Source organism: Bradyrhizobium sp. SZCCHNR2028 (genome assembly GCF_032380995.1).
Taxonomy (GTDB): Bacteria; Pseudomonadota; Alphaproteobacteria; order Rhizobiales; family Xanthobacteraceae; genus Bradyrhizobium.
The window spans coordinates 290,791-308,678 of record NZ_JAUHJF010000005.1; the positions used below are offsets into that span (position 1 = coordinate 290,791).

General features: G+C 65.8%; 14 protein-coding genes. 8 read left to right on the forward strand and 6 right to left on the reverse strand.

Going from position 1 to position 17,888, the window contains the following annotated elements; genetic code table 11:
- Window positions 1–22 precede the first annotated feature (22 nt).
- On the reverse strand, window positions 23–1,657 hold the full coding sequence (locus tag QX121_RS11575; protein ID WP_315777215.1) for a glycosyltransferase family 39 protein: 1,635 nt from the start codon (window positions 1,655–1,657) through the stop codon (window positions 23–25).
- 266 nt (window positions 1,658–1,923) lie between these two features.
- Window positions 1,924–2,598 (reverse strand): Crp/Fnr family transcriptional regulator, encoded by a 675-nt coding sequence (locus QX121_RS11580; RefSeq protein ID WP_315740764.1) that lies wholly within the window; start codon window positions 2,596–2,598, stop codon window positions 1,924–1,926.
- Window positions 2,599–2,810: 212 nt separating this feature from the next.
- Between QX121_RS11580 and QX121_RS11585 the strand changes: the two genes are divergently transcribed.
- On the forward strand, window positions 2,811–4,889 hold the full coding sequence (locus tag QX121_RS11585; RefSeq protein WP_315811969.1) for an AsmA family protein: 2,079 nt from the start codon (window positions 2,811–2,813) through the stop codon (window positions 4,887–4,889).
- A 260-nt stretch (window positions 4,890–5,149) separates the two neighbouring features.
- Window positions 5,150–7,603 (forward strand): adenylate/guanylate cyclase domain-containing protein, encoded by a 2,454-nt coding sequence (locus QX121_RS11590; protein WP_315811970.1) that lies wholly within the window; start codon window positions 5,150–5,152, stop codon window positions 7,601–7,603.
- A 135-nt stretch (window positions 7,604–7,738) separates the two neighbouring features.
- Here the strand turns inward: QX121_RS11590 and QX121_RS11595 are convergent, their stop codons facing one another.
- On the reverse strand, window positions 7,739–8,296 hold the full coding sequence (locus QX121_RS11595) for a MarR family winged helix-turn-helix transcriptional regulator (RefSeq protein ID WP_315777212.1): 558 nt from the start codon (window positions 8,294–8,296) through the stop codon (window positions 7,739–7,741).
- Window positions 8,297–8,462: 166 nt separating this feature from the next.
- Here QX121_RS11595 and QX121_RS11600 point away from each other — a divergent pair, with 166 nt between their 5' ends.
- The 5 genes from QX121_RS11600 to fahA all read left to right on the forward strand — a co-directional run bounded on the left by QX121_RS11600 (window position 8,463) and on the right by fahA (window position 14,065).
- A complete protein-coding gene (locus tag QX121_RS11600; RefSeq protein ID WP_315811971.1) occupies window positions 8,463–10,097 on the forward strand; it encodes an FAD-dependent oxidoreductase in 1,635 nt (544 codons plus the stop codon).
- A gap of 12 nt (window positions 10,098–10,109) precedes the next feature.
- Window positions 10,110–10,343: a DUF2783 domain-containing protein gene (locus tag QX121_RS11605; protein ID WP_315811972.1), complete on the forward strand. Its 234-nt coding sequence runs from the start codon at window positions 10,110–10,112 to the stop codon at window positions 10,341–10,343.
- 27 nt (window positions 10,344–10,370) lie between these two features.
- Window positions 10,371–11,327, forward strand: a complete 957-nt coding sequence (locus QX121_RS11610) for an MBL fold metallo-hydrolase (RefSeq protein WP_315811973.1) — start codon at window positions 10,371–10,373, stop codon at window positions 11,325–11,327.
- Window positions 11,327–12,673 (forward strand): homogentisate 1,2-dioxygenase, encoded by a 1,347-nt coding sequence (hmgA, locus tag QX121_RS11615; RefSeq protein ID WP_315811974.1) that lies wholly within the window; start codon window positions 11,327–11,329, stop codon window positions 12,671–12,673. The genes QX121_RS11610 and hmgA overlap by 1 nt, the downstream gene beginning before the upstream one ends.
- A 117-nt stretch (window positions 12,674–12,790) precedes the next feature.
- Window positions 12,791–14,065, forward strand: a complete 1,275-nt coding sequence (gene fahA / locus QX121_RS11620; RefSeq protein ID WP_315811975.1) for a fumarylacetoacetase — start codon at window positions 12,791–12,793, stop codon at window positions 14,063–14,065.
- A gap of 178 nt (window positions 14,066–14,243) precedes the next feature.
- Here fahA and QX121_RS11625 read toward each other — a convergent pair whose 3' ends face one another.
- Window positions 14,244–14,555, reverse strand: a complete 312-nt coding sequence (locus tag QX121_RS11625; RefSeq protein WP_315740755.1) for a DUF1272 domain-containing protein — start codon at window positions 14,553–14,555, stop codon at window positions 14,244–14,246.
- A 93-nt stretch (window positions 14,556–14,648) separates the two neighbouring features.
- Entirely contained in the window at window positions 14,649–15,128 is a 480-nt protein-coding gene (locus QX121_RS11630; RefSeq protein WP_315811976.1) for an Lrp/AsnC family transcriptional regulator, read from the reverse strand.
- Window positions 15,129–15,249: 121 nt separating this feature from the next.
- Here QX121_RS11630 and hppD point away from each other — a divergent pair, with 121 nt between their 5' ends.
- On the forward strand, window positions 15,250–16,368 hold the full coding sequence (gene hppD, locus QX121_RS11635; RefSeq protein WP_315811977.1) for a 4-hydroxyphenylpyruvate dioxygenase: 1,119 nt from the start codon (window positions 15,250–15,252) through the stop codon (window positions 16,366–16,368).
- 368 nt (window positions 16,369–16,736) lie between these two features.
- Here hppD and QX121_RS11640 read toward each other — a convergent pair whose 3' ends face one another.
- A complete protein-coding gene (locus QX121_RS11640) occupies window positions 16,737–17,849 on the reverse strand; it encodes a CaiB/BaiF CoA-transferase family protein (RefSeq protein ID WP_315773924.1) in 1,113 nt (370 codons plus the stop codon).
- Between the last annotated feature and the right edge of the window lie 39 nt (window positions 17,850–17,888).

Consider the following 17,888-nt stretch of genomic DNA (forward strand, 5'->3'; position numbering starts at 1 on the left):
TGACGTGCCGGAACGAGCTGTTTCAGTTCGCGGTCGAGGGCATGCGGCGGCGTGCGCTGAGATCGTGGGCCTCGCTCGGCGTGCTATCGAGCGGCGCGGCGGTCTCAGGCGGAACGATCAGGGCAACGAAGCCCTGGCTCGCGCCCTCCAGGCCGAACAGCTTGGTCCGGAGCGTGAAGTCGGCCCGCACCGAACGTCGCGCCTGCGCCGCCGCAGCTTGCATGCCCGAGATGCAGGAGATGTCGGAGTCGTAGCACAGCGCCGCCCAGCCCTGCGCGGTCAGCACTTTGGACGGAGGCTGCAGCTCGTGCGGGTGCACCAGCGCCATTTCATAGCGCGGATGGTCGGGACTGTAGAACGCGGCGGCAAAAGCAAGGCCGTCGTCGCCGCCGACGGCGGGAAGGACGCCGTTCGACGCCGTCCGCCACAGGCGGTCGAGCTCGGTCACGGCCGGCTCATAGAAGTTGCGGCCCTCGTTCAACGGAACGTAGTTCCGGTACAATGCATGGAGGGGCGCCACGACGGTGGCCGCGAATGCCGCGATCGCGATCGTCGCGGCGGCGAGATTGATCGTGATGTCGCGGGGAGCGTGATAGCTCGCGCCGCACACGATCACGATGACGAACAGGAAGATGCCCTGCAGGCCCCACAGCGGCGGCATGTCGGTGCCGAACACGACCGAGACCAGCGCGGGGAACACAATGGTCCAGATGCTGATTGTCGCCAGCAGCCGGAGCCCGGGTTCGAGGCTGAGCGCATCGTTCAGCACGCGGGTGGGGCGAGACCGCGTCATGGCGAGCCATATGAGGCCGGGGATACCGGCGATGCCGGCCATCGCCAGCAGGAAACCGCTGCCCTCGACCAGCGCGGCCCCAGCGGTCTTGCCGACGTGATGCTCGATCGCATGCGAGAACGGCTGGGCGCCGGTCGTGGCCAGCCAATAGATGTGAGGTGCGAGCGCGGCCAGGCCGGACAGCGCCGCGATCCAGGGCGCGGACGAGGTGAAATAGGCGCGACGCTCGCCGTGACACAACGCTGCGACCGCAAAGCCCGCGATCAGGAAGACCGCGTAGTACTTGCCGAGCATGGCGAGTGCCGCGGTCAGGCCGGCCGCGACGGCCCAGCCGACGTGACGCGTCTCGAAGGAGCGCAGGAAGCACCACGTCGCCAGCGGCCAGCTCGACAGCAGCACGGCGTTGGCGTTGAAGCGCTGCGCATGCAGTTGATAGACCGGCAGCAGCATGAGCAGCAGCAGTACGACCAGGCGCTTGTCACCGCGCGCGAAACGCCGGGTGATGAGGTCGACGGCCCAGAGGCCGACCGCGGCGTTGGTCAGCGCCAGCAGGTTGAACGACCAGTTGGTCAGCGGAAACACGGTGGTCCAGGCCCGCGCGGCCCAGCCCATCAGCGGCGGATGCTTGGTCGAGCCCCAGTCGAAGCTGCGTCCGAGCGACCAGGTCTCGATCACGTCCTGGTGGAGATCGCCCGCCAGATAGGCGATCGAGAAATACACCATCCAGACCGCGACGAACCCGACGATCAAGGCCGGAACGGCCCAACCATCCTCTACGGCGTCGATCCAGACCGCGAGAGCTTTGCGCCAACGGCCAACCGAACCACTGGCCTCGATCGCGATGGCCGGCAACGCAAGACTCATGATGTTACTTCCAACCACGCTCGCCTGGCGCGTAAAGCTCCACCCGCGCGCAGCCGCGCGCGAGCAAATGGAACTCTCCGCCGCCGGATTGAACCCTGTTAGAATTGTTAAAAAGAGTTCATGTCGCAAATTGTGAGGCGTGGTGGCCCAATTGCGATCATGTTTGGCCGATGCCGATACCAAACGATGCACGACGGGCGGTTCCCGCCATGGACCGGACCCGCAATCGACAAATTCGCGGTGAACGAAGCTGGGCGCCCGGCTTGCTACTCGTTGCGTGCGATCGTGTTCAGCTTCGTCAGGTCATGCAGCAGGATGCGGCCGCGTTGCAGATCCAGGATCTTGTCCTTGCGCCAGGCCTGCAACTGGCGGTTCACGCTTTCACGCGCCGCGCCGACGAAGACGCCGAGCTGTTCCTGCGAGATATGAACCTCGGAGCCGAAATCCTCCGCCAGCGCGCACAGCCGGCGTGCCAGCCGGACCGGCAGCGGCTGCAGCACCGATTCCTCCATTCGCTCGCTCTGCCAGCGGATGCGCTGGCACAGCAGCTGAATGATCCTGATCGCCACCTTGGGCTCGCGTTCCAGGAAGCTGAGGAAATCCTCGCGGCGAAGCACGAACAGCTCGGACGCTTCACCGGCCGTGGCGTCCGCCGTGCGCTCCTGCCCGTCGAGCACGGCGACCTCGCCGAACAGATCGCCGGGTCCCATGAAGTTGAGGGTCAGCCGGCTGCCGTCGGTAGCGCCGGTCTCGATGCGAATTTGGCCGCGCCGCACCCCGAACAGGGCATTGCCGGGATCGCCCTTCTGGAACAGCACCTCGCCCGACGACAGATGCTGGGTGTGGCAGAGGCTCGAGATTCGCTGCAGCTCGTCCGCGCCGAGGTCTGCGAACATCGGGTTCATCTTCAGAATGACCGCAAATTCGGCCTGCTTGCTCATCACTATACCTTCGGCAGTGGTTCAAAGCCCGAGTTACAGAATCCGCCCGGGCGGAAGTGTGTCATAAGTCACATAATGGCGCACGCGCTCACGACTATGTTGGTCGCTCTCGGAGCGGTCTTCGTTCCGAGAAAAATTCGGATTGAACCGGGTCGGCGTTGCCGCACGCTAACCCGTGGAGACCGCTCGCGCCTTGCGCTTGGGACATCGACATGAAGGCATTGAAGATCGCAGGCGGTTTGATTGGCGCCGTCATCGTCGTGCTCGCTCTGGCGCTCGCTTTTGGACTTCCGGCGAGCTTCCTCACGGTCGCCATCCAGGACCGCGTCGAGCGTGACGCCGGCTATCGCCTGAGTATCGCCGGCTCGGCAAGCGTCAGCCTGTGGCCGTCGCTGCATGCGACCCTGACGGACATCACCCTGCAGGATCCGAAGGAGCGGGACGGCAACAATCGGCTGACGATCGGCAAGCTGCAGGCCGACGTGGCGCTGTCGAGCCTGTGGTCCGGCCGGCCCGACATCGGCGAGATCATCGTCGACAGGCCCACACTTTATCTGCCGCTGCTGCGCGAACGGCTGCGGGACAATGCGCCGCGCAGCCGTATCTCGGCGAAGTCGGAAGCGGTGCCTGCGGTCCGGATCGAACGGGTCACCGTCAGGGACGGAGCCGTCATCCTCTCCAACCCGCGCGACCGCGTCGAGAATCGTCTCGAGGGCATCGGCGCGACGGCGTCTCTGTCCGACGGCAAGGTCAAGATCACGGGCGCGGCCCGTGCCGGCGACCGCCCGGTGACGTTCGACGTCACGGCGGCGGCGCCTGCACTGCCAATCGACCGCCAGACACTGCCGGTCGACTTCAAGATCGACGTGGCCAATGCATTTCGCGGAGTCCTTGCTGGCCGCGCCGACGTTCGGCTGAATGGCCCGGTGGTGATGATCAACGGCCTCAGCGGTACGCTTGGCGATGGCGATTTCAACGGCTGGGCCTCGGTCGATCTCGCGAGCAAGCCGCTGGTGAAGGTCGATCTCGACGTTCGCCGGCTCGACTTGGGAGCGCCTGCGGGGCAGGGCTCTGCCGGCGTGTCGGGATGGAGCACGGCGGCAATCGACTTGCGCGGTCTCAACTACGTCGATGCGCGCGTGAAGCTGTCGGCGACGGATGTCGTTCTCTCCGGGGCTCGCCTCGGTCCGCTCGATCTCGAAGCCTCGCTGGCCGGCGGCCTGCTGAAGGCGACCGTCGCCAATCTTGGCGCCTATGAGGGGCAGGCCAGCGGCGAGGTCGTGATCGACGCCTCCACGGGCAATCCGGCCTATGCGATGCACTGTGATCTCGTCGGCATCCGCGCGCTGCCGCTGCTCTCGAGCGTCGCCGGATTCGACAAGCTCGATGCGCGGATGCAGGGCAAGCTGGCCTTGCGCTCCAGCGGTGCCAGCCAGCAGGCTCTCATGAGCAACCTGAGCGGCTCGGCGTTCCTGCTGTTCCAGGACGGCGCCATCCGCGGCATCAACGTCGCGCAGATGATCCGCTCATTGACGGCCAATCCGCTGTCGGGATGGCAGGATTCGAAGGAGCTGACGACCGATCTCACGCAGCTCTCGGCCTCGTTCCAGGTCGAGCGCGGGCAGGCCGCCACCAGTGACCTCAACCTGGTCGGACCGCTGGTCAAGGTCACCGGTGCGGGGACGATCGATCTGGGCAATCGGGCGCTGGCGATGCGCGTCGAGCCGAAGCTCGTGATGACGACCGAGGGGCAGGGCCGCACCTCGGAGCCGGTTGGTCTCGGGATTCCCATCGTCATCGACGGCCCCTGGAGTCAGCCGCGCTTCTACCCCGACATGGCCGGCATCCTCGACAATCCGGATGCTGCCTACGCCAGGCTCAAGCAGATGGGCCAGGGCCTGTTCGGCAAGGACGGAGCCGGGCTGAACAATCTGATCAACGGCATCGGGGGCCTCATCGGAAATGCTGCGCCCAACGCCGGTTCGAACGGCGCGCCATCGACGGTGGCTCCGAACGCGCAGGCTCCGGCGGCCGGCCAATCCGACCTGCTCGGCGGCGATCTCGGATCGGCGATCGGCAATCTGATTCAGCAAGGGCTGCAGCAGGGCGCGCAGCCGCAGGCCAAGGGCCGCGGCCGTACGCTGGTTGCGCCCCAGGGCGGCGCTGTTCCGCCGTCTTCGGGCGATGCCGGCCAGGGCTCGGCGGAGGCCGCCCCCGCCGAGCCTCGGCAGGACGGCGCGCAGGACAGCCAGCCGATGAACGATGTACTGAAGCGAATCTTCAATAGGTAATATAGAACCGTGTGGGCAATCGAAGCCACGGTGATCTCATCCGCACGGCGGAGCGGGTGAGGGCCAACCGCGCAAACAACGGGCGGCGCGGGTGCGCACTGCACGCGCGGCTCTGCTTGTCATTATGTGCTAAACGGATGCCGGCGACGGACCGTCTCGCACCCGCGCGGTCTCGTCTCCGAGGTGTCGCTGCCGCGAGGACGGTAGCGGACGCGCTTGTCCGAGGCTGACCTCGGCGATGACGCGCGTGAGGGGTCCGGATGAAAGAGGTCGAGAACAGAGGCTGGTCGTTGCGGCAGGGCCTGTTCGCCAAATACGTCGTGTCGCTGGTCGGGCTCGTCGTGTTCGTCCTGGCCGTGAATGGCGCGACCGAAACCTGGATCAGCTATCAGTCCACCAAGGCGAGCCTGACCGCCGCCATGGCCGAAAAGGCCGACGCCAGCGCCCGGCGGATCGATCAGGCGCTCTCGGACCTGCAGCGACAGATCAGCTGGGTGACGCGGGCGAGCGCTAATACGCTGGAGCTCCGCCGCGCCGACTACGTGCAACTGCTGAGTCAGGCGCCGGCTGTGCGGCAGCTCTATCAGCTCGACGGTCAGGGCCGGGAACAGCTCCGGGTGTCGCGCACCTCGATCGCGTTCTCCTCGGGCAACGATCTGTCGCGCGACCTGCGCTTCACCGACACGGTCACGCACGGCAGCAATTTCTCCGCTGTGACCTTCAAGGGTGCGCAGCCGACGATGTCGATCTCGGTCGCGCATTCCGGCTTCAATGCCGGTGTGACCGTGGCCGACATCGACCTCGACTTTCTCGAAGACTTCATGACCGAGGCGCAGATCGGCAAGGTCGGCACCGCCTACGTGGTGGATCCGCGCGGCCAGGTGCTGGCGAGCTCGGCGAGGGGGCCGGCGGTCGGTCAGGACCTCTCCAAGCTGCCGCAGGTCGCGGCGGTGCTCACGCCGGATGGCCAGCCGCTGGCCTCCGGTACGGACAGCGCCGGCCACGCCGTGCTCTCGGCGGTCGCGACGCTCCCCAAGCTCGGCTGGTCCGTGTTCTTCGAACAGTCTACCGCGCACGCATTGGCGCCGATCCGCGATCAGCTGTTGCGCGGTGCGCTGTTGATCGCGCTCGGTCTTGCCGTTGCGATCCTCGCGGGCTCGCTGCTGGCGCGACGCATGCTCGTCCCGATCACCGCGTTGCGCGCCGGCGCGCGCAAGCTCGGCGCCGGAGATTTCGCCCAGCGCATCGAGGTGAAGACGCATGACGAGCTGGAGGAGCTCGCCGATCAGTTCAACAGCATGGCCGGCCAGCTCGCGCAGTCCTATGCCGTGCTGGAAGCCAAGGTCGAGGAGCGCACGCGCGATCTGGCCCAGTCGATCAATGAGCTGAAGGTGCTCGAGGAGGTCGGCCGCGCGGTGGCCTCCTCGCTCGATCTCAATGCCGTGCTGCCGACGGTGGCGGCCCGGGCGCTGGAGATCACCAAGACCGACGCCGTGCTGATCTATTCCTATGAGGCCGCCGAACGCCGCTTCAGGCTGGTGGAGGCCAAGGGCGTCGACCGGGACGGCCCGCACAATGTGCTGGACGAGCGGACGAGCCTGCTCTCCGACTCCGTGCGTAGCGGCGAGCCGATCGCGATCGCCGAGCTCGAAAGCGCACCCGATCACCCGCTGCGTGACGTCGCGGTCGCCGCCGGCTTTCACGCCGTGCTGTTCACGCCGCTGGTCGATCAGCAGGGTGTGCTCGGCGCGCTCGTGGTGCTCCGCCGGTCGGCCGGCACGTTCCCGCCGAACCTGATCGGACTGATGCGGACGTTTGCAAACCAGGCCGTGCTGGCGATGCGCAACGCACGACTGTTCACCGAGGTCGATCAGAAGGGCCGCGAGCTCGCGCTGACCCACGCGACGGTGCAGCAGCAGGCTGCCAAGCTCACCGAGCAGACCGAGCAGCTGCGCGAATGGAACAGGTCGCTCGAGGAGCGGGTCGAGAAGCAACTGGCGGAGATCGAGCGGATCAGGCGGCTGGAGCGCTTCCTGGCGCCGCAGGTCGCGCAGATCATCGCGTCGTCGGACGGCCATGATGCGCTGCTGGAAAGTCACCGCCGCGAGGTCACGGTGGTGTTCTGCGATCTGCGCGGCTTCACAGCGTTTACCGAGACGACCGAGCCCGAAGAGGCGATGAACGTGCTGCGTGAATATCACGCCGCGCTCGGCAAGCTCATCTTCAAATATGAGGGCACGCTCGATCGCTATGCCGGCGACGGCGTGATGATCCTGTTCAACGCGCCGATCCCGTTCGAGGATCACACCACGCGCGCGGTGAAGATGGCGCTCGAAATGCGCGACGAGATCGGCCAATTGACGGAGCGCTGGAAAAATCGCGGCCACAGCCTGGGGTTCGGCGTCGGCATCGCACTGGGATATGCGACGCTCGGCCAGGTCGGCTTCGAGCACCGGCTCGAATACGCCGCGATCGGCAGCGTCACCAATCTCGCCTCGCGGCTATGCGACGAGGCCAAGGCCGGACAAGTGATCGTGTCGCGCCGGGTGTTCGGCGTGGTCGAACAGTCGGTCGACGCCAGGCCGATCGACGACCTTCATCTCAAGGGCTTCAATCACCCGGTGCTGGCGATGGAGATCCTGCGCTGGCGCGGGGAGGGCGCCGACGTGGTCGAAGTCGAGGAGCGGCGGCGATCGTCGGCGACTAACAAGTAGGGCGGGCAAAGGCGCGCGGCGCCTTGCTCGTCGTCGACGGCAGTCTCGCGCGCCCCCGTGCCCATCGCTGTCGTTTGACGAAGGATGGTGGGCACGGGTCGCCTTCGGCGCTTTGCCCACCGGACGAAGCGCGGCTCAATAGGCCTGCTTCGCATCGGCCTCCTCGCTGGTCTGGATCAGATCGAGGCTCGCCTCGATCTTGCCGATCAGGCGGTCGAACGTCTTGCGCTCGTCGGCGGACAGGCACGCCATGATTTCGCGCTCGCGCTGCTGCAAACGCGGGATCAGCTCCTCATAAAGCGTCTTGCCCTTACGTGTCAGGCGCAGACGGAACTCGCGGCGATCCTCGGCGTTCTCGACGCGCTCGATCAGCCGCCGCTCCAGCAACGACGTCACGGCCCGGCTGATGGTCGATTTGTGCGTGCGGGTGCACGCCGCGACATATTGCGCGCTGCAGGCCTCGCGGCGGAAGCCGAGCGTCGCGAGCACGCGCCATTCCGGAATGTCGAGCCCATAGCGCTCCCGATATTCGACGGCGAGCGCCGCGCTGACCTCGGCGGCCAGACGGTTGAGCCGGAATGGCGCGAACTTGAACAGGTCGAGCCGCTCGTCTTCCTGCGGCACTGCGGCATTTCGGTCATCCTCGACCGGCTTCGCCTGCCGCCTGGACGCCGCGGTAGATGGCTTCGCCAAAATCGCGCTCCGATTTTTGAGTTGACGCGGCCGAAGCCGTCGGCTTTAGAATAGTTGCAGGTGAGACTATCTGGCAAGACGGCCGAATGGCCTCGCCCGAGGAAATGTCGGTCGCTTCGAAAGCCGTCGCTTCGAAAGTCCAAGAAAACCACAAGGCGAGCAAGCCATGGTGCAGGCCAATCCGGGGCAGGGCGCGAGCCAGGCGAAGGTTCAGTTCGGCTATCATCGGCACGAAGACCAGGATCAGGCCACGCCGGCCGCGCATCCGGTCGTCGTCGTGGGTGCGGGTCCCGTCGGGCTGTCGTTCGCGATCGATCTTGCGCAGCGCGGCCATGCCGTCGTGGTGCTCGATGATGCCGACCGGATCGGCGAGGGCTCGCGCGCGATCTGCTTCTCCAAGCGCTCGCTGGAATATTGGGATCGCCTCGGCGTGGGCGACCGGATGGTCGACAAGGGCGTGGTGTGGAACGTCGGCCGCATCTTCCACGGACCGTCCGAGCTCTATCAGTTCAACCTGCTCCCGGAGCCCGGGCACAAGCGGCCGGCCTTCATCAACCTGCAGCAGTTCTACGCCGAGGCCTATCTGGTCGATCGCGTCAACGCGCTGCCGGAGATCTCGCTGCGCTGGCGCAACAAGGTGACGGCGCTGGAGCAGCGCAACGATCATGTCGTGCTGACGATCGAGACGCCGGATGGCGCCTATCGGCTCTCGGCGCAATACGTGATCGCCTGCGATGGCGCGCGCTCCTCGCTGCGCCAGATGGTCGGCGCGGGTTTTTCCGGCAAGGTGTTCGAGGATCAGTTCCTGATCGCCGACGTCAGGATGACGGCTGAATTCCCCACCGAGCGCTGGTTCTGGTTCGATCCGCCGTTCCATGCCGGGCGCTCGGCGCTGTTGCACCGGCAGCCGGACAATGTCTGGCGCATCGACCTGCAGCTCAGTCGGTATGCCGATCCCAACGTCGAGAAGCAGCCGGAGAATGTGCGGCCACGGATCGCGCGCATGCTCGGCCATGATCAGTTCGAATTCGAATGGATCTCGCTCTACAAATTCCAGTGCCGGCGCATGGAACGCTTCATTCATGGTCGCGTCGTTTTCGCCGGCGATTCCGCCCATCAGGTCTCGCCGTTCGGCGCGCGCGGTGCCAATTCGGGGCTGGAGGATGCCGAGAACCTGGCCTGGAAGCTCGATCGCGTGCTGCGCGGTACCTCGCCCGCGGCGCTGCTCGAAACCTATCATCTGGAGCGAAGCGCAGCGGCTGACGAAAACATTCGCGAGTCCACGCGGGCGACGGATTTCATGGCGCCGAATTCGCACCAGGAGGCGCGGCTGCGCAAGGTGGTGCTCGCGCTCGCCAGGGACACCGAATTCGGCAAGCGCATGGTCAATGGCGGCCGGCTGTCGGTTCCCTCGGTCTACCAGACGCCGCTGTCGACCGAAGACGACGAGGCTTGGCACAGTGGCCCTTGTCCGGGAACATCGATGCCGGATGCGCCGCTCGAGACGGCAGACGGACGGCACCTTCATCTCACCGATGCATTCAATGCTCAGGGCCGGCGTTTCACCCTGCTGTCCTTTGCCGATGGTGAGGCGATCGATGTGCCCGACGATGTCGGTGTCGTCAGCATCGGCGGTCCGAATGGACTTGCCGATGGCGAGGGTTTCGCGGGCAAGCGTTACGGGGCCGAACCCGGCACATCCTATCTGCTGCGTCCGGACGGCTATGTCGCGGCGCGCTTCCGGCATCCGCGCCGCGCCGCGATCGCGGCGGCGGTCGCACGCGCCTCCGGCCTGAGCTGAGGAGCCGCAACGATGACACTCTCGACCGCTTCCAATTTCGCCAAGCCCGACGATGCCTTTCGCGCCATCGTCGAAGCCCATCGGGGCCTCTCGGACCTCGAAAGCGCCGACCTCGATGCGGCATTGGTCCTGATCCTCGCCAATCACATCGGTGACATCGGTGTGCTGCGCGAGGCGGTCACGCTGGCGAAACGCAGCATGGCTGATACCGGTCAACAGCAACAACAACAGCAGCAGCAGCAATAGCCTGCTGCGCAGACAGGGAATGAACTGATGGCGAAGGGTTTCGCATCCACCACCGATCTCGCCGAGAAGAAAATCACTTTCTCCGAGATCGGCCCGGATCTCTATGCATTCACTGCAGAGGGCGATCCGAATTCGGCGGTCATCGTCGGCGACGACGGCTGCATCGTGTTCGATGCCCAGGCGACGCCGGCGATGGCGAACAAGGTGATCGAGCGGGTCAGGACCGTGACCGACAAGCCGATCAAATATGTCGTGCTGTCGCACTACCACGCGGTGCGCGTGCTCGGCGCCTCGGCCTATCACGCGCAGGGCATTGTTGCGTCGCAGGAGACACGCCGGCTGATCGTGGAGCGGGGACAGCAGGACTGGGACTCCGAATACGGCCGCTTCCCGCGCCTGTTCCAGGATGCCGAGAGCATTCCTGGCCTGACCTGGCCGACGCTCACCTTCGAAGGCGAGATGACGATCCATCTCGGCAAGCGCGAGGTGCAACTGATCCAGCTCGGTGCGGGCCATACGTCCGGTGACATCGTCGCCTGGGTGCCGGACGCCGAGGTGATGTTCTCCGGCGATCTCATCGAATATCACTCGGCCTGTTATTGCGGCGACGCCTATTTGCGCGAATGGCCGTCGACCCTGAACGAGATCCGCGACTTCAATCCCAAGGCGATCGCGCCCGGCCGCGGCGACGCGCTGAAGGGCGAGACCACGGTGCGCGAGGCGATCGCGATGACGCGCGACTTCGTCTCGTCGCTGTATGGCGCGGCCGAGATGTCGGTCGCCAGGGGGCGCAGCCTCAAGGAGTCCATGGCCGCCACGCGCGAAGTGATGGATCCGAAATTCTCGAGCTTCGCCATCTACGAGCACTGCCTGCCGTTCAACGTGTCGCGCGCCTATGACGAAGCCAGCGGCATCGACGATCCCGTGATCTGGACCGCCGAGCGCGACCGCGAGATGTGGGCCCGCCTGCAAGGAGAAGGATGATGAACATCAACACATCGCCTGACCGGTTGCACCGCGCATCGGGACAGGTCACGCCGGGCTACATGTCCGGCTTCGGCAATTCGTTCGAGACCGAGGCGCTGCCGGGCGCGCTTCCGATCGGCCGCAACTCGCCGCAGCGCTGCGCCTACGGGCTCTATGCCGAGCAGCTGTCTGGCTCGCCGTTCACCGCGCCGCGCGGCTCCAACGAGCGCTCCTGGCTGTACCGCATCCGGCCCTCGGTGAAGCACTCCGGCCGATTCGCCAAGGTCGATGCCGGGTTGTGGCGCACCGCGCCGTGTCACGAGCAGGAGATCACGGTGCAGCAGCTGCGCTGGGATCCGACGCCGCTTCCGGCAGGCGATGTGACGTTTCTGCAGGGTGTGCAGACCATGACCACGGCCGGCGATGCCACGACCCAGGCCGGCATGGCGGCGCATGTCTACGTCATCACCAAGTCGATGGTCGACCAGCACTTCTACGATGCCGACGGCGAGCTGATGTTCGTGCTGCAGCAGGGCCGTTTGCTGTTCGTCACCGAGTTCGGCCGCATCGACGCCGAGCCTGGCGAGATCGTCGTGATCCCGCGCGGCGTCAAGTTCCGGGTGGAGATTCCGGCGGGACCGGCACGTGGCTATCTCTGCGAGAATTATGGCGGCGCCTTCACCTTGCCGGAGCGCGGCCCGATCGGCGCGAATTGTCTTGCCAATGCGCGCGACTTCCTGACCCCGGTGGCCTCGTATGAGGACAAGGATACGCCGACCGAACTCTACGTGAAATGGGGCGGCGCGCTGTTCAAGACCGAGCTCAGGCACTCGCCGATCGACGTCGTTGCCTGGCACGGCAACTACGCGCCGTATAAATATGACCTGCGCACCTTCTCGCCGGTCGGCGCCATCGGCTTCGATCATCCCGATCCGTCGATCTTTACCGTGCTGACCTCGCCGTCGGAAACCGCCGGCACGGCCAACATCGATTTCGTGATCTTCCCCGAGCGCTGGATGGTGGCCGACAACACTTTCCGTCCGCCGTGGTATCACATGAACATCATGTCGGAGTTCATGGGTCTGATCTACGGCGTCTACGACGCCAAGCCGCAGGGCTTCGTGCCTGGTGGCATGAGCCTGCACAATTGCATGCTGCCGCACGGTCCGGATCGCGAGGCGTTCGATCACGCCAGCAATGGCGAGTTGAAGCCGGTCAAGCTCACGGGCACGATGGCCTTCATGTTCGAGACGCGCTTCCCGCAGCGGATCACCAAGCACGCCGCGGAGTCCGGCACCATGCAGAGCGACTACGCCGATTGCTGGAACGGACTGGAGAAGCGTTTCGATCCGAACAGGCCTTGAACTGGGAGAATGCCGTCATGGCCGGGCTTGACCCGGCCATCCACGACATTCTCTGTGCGGTGAGAGATGGATGCCCGGGTCAAGCCCGGGCATGACGACGTAGTCCGGAGAAGCATTTTGACTCATCCCAACGATCCCTCGCTTCGCTCCTTCATCCCGGTCGATCCGGCCTCGGACTTCCCGATCCAGAACCTGCCCTACGGCGTGTTCTCCGCCGCCGATTCGCCAAAGCCGCGCGTCGGTGTCGCCATTGGCGAGTTCGTGCTCGACCTCGCCGTGCTCGAGGACGAAGGCCTGCTCGATCTGGCGCCGGCCTATGAGGTGTTCGCGCAATTCTCGCTGAATGCCTTCATGGCGCTCGGCCCCGCCGTGTGGTCGAAGACGCGTGCCGCGATCAGCGCACTGCTGCGCCACGACAATCCGCGGCTGCGTGACGACAAGCCGCTGCGCAGCCGGGCGCTGCTGCCGCGCCAGGACGTCACGTTGCATCTGCCGTTCGACGTGGCCGGCTACACCGATTTCTATTCGTCGAAGGAGCACGCCACCAATGTCGGCGTCATGTTCCGCGGCAAGGACAATGCGCTGCAGCCGAACTGGCTGCACATGCCGATCGGCTATAATGGGCGCGCGTCGACCGTGGTCGTCTCCGGTACCAAGGTGCGCCGGCCGCGTGGGCAGTTGAAGCCGCCGAGTGCCGATGCCCCGAGCTTCGGCCCTTGCAAGCGGCTCGATTTCGAGCTGGAGATGGGCGTCGTCATCGGCCAGTCGTCGCCGCTCGGCGAGATGCTGAGCGAGGCGCAGGCGGAGGCGATGATCTTCGGCTTCGTGCTGCTCAACGACTGGAGCGCACGCGATATCCAGCAATGGGAATATGTGCCCCTCGGCCCGTTCCAAGCCAAGGCGTTCGCGACCTCGATCAGCCCGTGGGTGGTGACGCGGGAGGCGCTGGAGCCGTTCCGCGTGTCGGGGCCAACGCAGGATCCAACGCCGCTGCCCTACCTGCAGCAGAAGGAGGCGCAGAACTACGATCTCTCCCTCAACGTGGCCTTGCGTGCCTCCGGCAGCAACGCCGCGCAGACCATCGCGCAGACCAATTTCAAGTACATGTACTGGTCGAGCGTGCAGCAGCTGATGCACCATGCCTCGTCCGGCTGTGCCATGAGTGTCGGCGATCTCCTGGGGAGCGGCACCATCTCCGGTCCGGAAAAGCACCAGCGCGGCAGCCTGCTGGAGATCAGTTGGAACGGCACCGAGCCGGTCGAGCTCGCCGGTGGCGTGAAGCGCTCGTTCCTGGAGGACGGTGACTCCCTCATCATGCGCGGCTGGTGCCAGGGCGACGGCTATCGCGTCGGCTTCGGCGAAGTCGAAGGCACGATCGTCGCGGCCGAGTAGCCACTCCACCCACCGCCGTCATTCCGGGGCGGCCCGCAGGGCCGAGCCCGGAATCCATAACCACAGGCGGATGTGGTGACGCGAGCCGCCCGTGGCTAAGCCTTCCATCCAAAATCTCGATCGTGAGTATGGATTCCGGGCTCGCGCTGCGCGCGCCCCGGAATGACGGGGATAGAGATCAGCGCTCTTCCGGCGCCACGCTCTTGATACCAGCCACGAAGGCCGCGACGTCCTCGGCCGCATATTTCAGATGCACGCGCTTGTCCGATGGCACCTGCTTCACCGTGCAGACGCCCGGCCGCCATTCTCGCGCGGGCCGGATCGGCCGTGGCGCGAAGCCGCCGGCGCAGTTCGGGCAGACGTTGAACAGCTTCGTCTCGACACAGTCGGCGCAGAAGGTGCATTCGTAGGAGCAGATGCGCGCGTCCTGCGCCTGCGGTGGCAGGTCCTTGTCGCAGTACTCGCAGTTGGGGCGAAGCTGCAGCGCCATGGTCGTCTCGCGGGTAATTGAAACCCGGCGAGTGTCGCAGAGCGAGCGATGACGGTGAATGACGCATTTCCCTCGATTTGCGCCACGGCGGCGTCAGCCATGCGGGAGCGCCGCCAGCGGCAGCTTCGCGCTCTCCTTGAGTCGATCGAGCACGATCGAGGAGCGCACATGCGCCACGCTCTGGTGCGGCATCAGCACGTTGTTGACGACGTCGGACAGGCTCTTGAGATCGCGCAGTACGACCTTGAGTAGGTAGTCGGAATCGCCGGTCAGCGCGTAGGCCTCCTGGATGTCGTCGACCCGGTCCACCAGCGTGCGGAACTTTTGCGCGTTGTCGGGCGAGTGCGTCGCCAAGGTGATCTGGATGAAGGCGATCAGCTCGAAGCCGAGCGCCTGACTGGCGAGCTGCGCGCGATACCCCGCGATCACGCCGTCCTGCTCCAGCCGCATCCGCCGCCGCGAGCACTGCGAGGCCGACAGGCCGGCAAGATCGGCCAGCTCCTGGTTGGTGAGCCGGCCGTCGTTTTGCAGCGCAGCCAGGATGCGGAGATCGAAGCTATCGACCGAAATCATGCGTCATTTCCTCTGAATGTGCATGGATCGTGCATACTCGGGCGAAAATGACAATGGTTTGCATGCCCCGTGCGCGGAATTCGGGAGATGATCCGCCCATCAAGCTGAAGGAGCTTCCCCCATGGGTCCATTTCCGCACGACGCGCCTCCTGCCACCATCTCCGCCGACAACCCGATGGGCACGGACGGCTTCGAGTTCGTCGAATATGCGCACCCCGAAGCAAGCGAGCTGCACGCGCTGTTCAAGCTGATGGGCTTCGCCGCGGTCGCGCGCCACAGGACCAAGGCGATCACGCTGTACCGCCAGGGTGACGTCAACTACCTCGTGAACGAGGAGCCCGGCAGCCACGGCCACGAGTTCGTCGCCGCGCACGGGCCGTGTGCGCCGTCGATGGCGTTTAGGGTGGTCGATGCGAAGGCGGCCTATGCGCGGGCGATCGCGCTCGGCGCCGAGCCGGCCGACCTGCCCGCATCACGGAAGGCGCTCGATGTGCCCGCGCTCAAGGGCATCGGCGGCAGCCTGCTCTATCTGGTCGATCGCTATGGCGCCAAGGGCTCGGCCTACGATCTCGAATTCGAGTGGACCGGCGAGCGCAACCCGCGCCCGACCGGGGCCGGCCTCTACTACATCGATCACCTGACCCACAACGTGCATCGCGGCCGCATGGATGTCTGGGCCGGCTTCTACGAGAAGCTGTTCAACTTCCGCCAGATCCGCTTCTTCGACATCGAAGGCCGCGCCTCCGGATTGTTCTCGCGCGCGCTGACCAGCCCCGACGGCAAGATTCGGATTCCGATCAACGAGGATGCCGGCGAGTCCGGGCAGATCGAGGAGTATCTCAAGATCTATCGCGGCGAAGGCATCCAGCACGTCGCCTGCGGCGCCCGCGACATCTACTTGACCGTCGAGGGCCTGCGGACCGCGGGCCTGCCGTTCATGCCGTCGCCCCCGGACACCTATTTCGAGCGCATCGATAGCAGGCTGCCCAAGCATGGCGAGGACCTCGCCCGTCTGAAGAGAAACGGCATCCTGATCGATGGCGAGGGGGTCGTTGCAGGCGGTCATACCAAGGTGCTGCTGCAGATCTTCTCGGCCAATGCGATCGGCCCGATCTTCTTCGAGTTCATCCAGCGCAAGGGCGACGACGGTTTTGGCGAAGGCAACTTCAAGGCGCTGTTCGAATCGATCGAAGAGGACCAGATCCGCCGCGGCGTGCTGAAGGTGGAGGCGGCGGAGTAGGTGGAGGAGATGCGCCCGTCATTGCGAGAAGCAGAGCGACGAAGCAATCCAGACTTCCGTCCGCACCCTGGATTGCTTCGCTGCGCTCGCAATGACGGCGTGATTGGAGGCAGGATGTCGCCAAACCCTCAACTGTCGTCCCGGGCAAGCCCGACGACGCGCCAGCGGCGTCGGGCGCCGACCCGGGACCCATACCGCGTGATCTATCGATAGGGCATAGTCGCAGACGATTTTCGCCAAACTGCGGCCGGTGGTTATGGGTCCCCGCGTTCGCGGGGACGACACCGAGGGTGAGGCGCGGGCGTCGTCAACTCACTGGCATCGGGATTGTCGCGCAGCGTTGATCGGCGCGACCGCACCGCAATCGCTTACCCGCCAGCCTTCCACGCACTCACGACAGCCCCAATCTCCACCACCTCCGGCTCCCGTATCGTCGACGGCGTGCGCGAGAAGCGCGGCGCCGGGGCCGGCTGCGTCACGCCATGCCGCTGGATGAACACGCCGCGCGCCGCCATGTGCGCGTGCTTCGGTGCCTCCGACATCGTCAGCACCGGCGCGAAACAGATGTCGGTGCCCTCCATGATCGCGCACCATTCCTCGCGCGTCTTGCTCTTGAACACGGCGACCAGCTTCTCCTTCAGCGCCGGCCAGGCGCGCGGGTCCATCTGCGCGTCGAAGGCGGGATCGGACAGGTCGGCATGCTGCCGCAGCAGCGCGTAGAACTGCGGCTCGATCGAGCCGATGGAGATGAACTTGCCACAGGCGCATTCGTAGACGCCGTAGAAGTGCGCGCCGCCGTCGAGGAAGTTGCGCTCGCGCCCCTCGGTCCAGCGGCCCATCGCGGTGAGGTCGAAGAACATCGCGAGCAGCGAGGCCGCGCCGTCGCACATCGCGGTATCCACCACCTGCCCCTTACCGGACTTCGAGGCTTCGAGCAGTGCGGCGAGCACGCCGACGACGAGATAGAGCGCACCGCCGCCGAAATCGCCGACCAGGTTGAGTGGCGGCACCGGCCGCTCCCTGGGTCCGATCGCGGCCAGCGCGCCGGTGATCGAGATGTAGTTGATGTCGTGGCCGGCCGCCTGCGCCAACGGTCCCTGCTGGCCCCAGCCGGTCATGCGGCCATAGACCAGCTTGGGATTGCGCGCGAGCACCACGTCGGGGCCGAGGCCAAGGCGTTCCATCACGCCGGGACGAAAGCCTTCAATCAGCGCATCGGCGCCGGCGAGCAAGTCGAGCACCTCGGCAATGACGGCCTTGTCCTTGAGGTCGAGTTCGATGACCTTGCGGCCGCGACCGGCGACCGACTTCATGGTCTTGCGCGCGCCGACGCGATCGAGCGTCACCACCTCCGCGCCCATGTCGGCCAGCAGCATGCAGGCGAACGGTCCCGGTCCGATGCCGGCGAACTCGACGATGCGAAAGCCCGCGAGCGGTCCGGTGGCGCGGGTCTCGGTCTGTGGGGCGGTCTTGTCGAGCACGTTGTCTTGTCCCTGCGGTGCTTCGGCGCGTGATGAGGT

Bases quoted from the DNA above. Each gene is read 5' to 3' on its own strand.
- hmgA (WP_315811974.1), top strand. From the start codon at position 11,327: ATGAACATCAACACATCGCCTGACCGGTTGCACCGCGCATCGGGACAG.
- hppD (WP_315811977.1), top strand. From the start codon at position 15,250: ATGGGTCCATTTCCGCACGACGCGCCTCCTGCCACCATCTCCGCCGAC.
- QX121_RS11590 (WP_315811970.1), top strand. From the start codon at position 5,150: ATGAAAGAGGTCGAGAACAGAGGCTGGTCGTTGCGGCAGGGCCTGTTC.
- QX121_RS11610 (WP_315811973.1), top strand. From the start codon at position 10,371: ATGGCGAAGGGTTTCGCATCCACCACCGATCTCGCCGAGAAGAAAATC.
- QX121_RS11575 (WP_315777215.1), bottom strand. From the start codon at position 1,657: ATGAGTCTTGCGTTGCCGGCCATCGCGATCGAGGCCAGTGGTTCGGTT.
- QX121_RS11585 (WP_315811969.1), top strand. From the start codon at position 2,811: ATGAAGGCATTGAAGATCGCAGGCGGTTTGATTGGCGCCGTCATCGTC.
- QX121_RS11580 (WP_315740764.1), bottom strand. From the start codon at position 2,598: ATGAGCAAGCAGGCCGAATTTGCGGTCATTCTGAAGATGAACCCGATG.
- QX121_RS11605 (WP_315811972.1), top strand. From the start codon at position 10,110: ATGACACTCTCGACCGCTTCCAATTTCGCCAAGCCCGACGATGCCTTT.
- QX121_RS11625 (WP_315740755.1), bottom strand. From the start codon at position 14,555: ATGGCGCTGCAGCTTCGCCCCAACTGCGAGTACTGCGACAAGGACCTG.
- QX121_RS11600 (WP_315811971.1), top strand. From the start codon at position 8,463: ATGGTGCAGGCCAATCCGGGGCAGGGCGCGAGCCAGGCGAAGGTTCAG.
- QX121_RS11630 (WP_315811976.1), bottom strand. From the start codon at position 15,128: ATGATTTCGGTCGATAGCTTCGATCTCCGCATCCTGGCTGCGCTGCAA.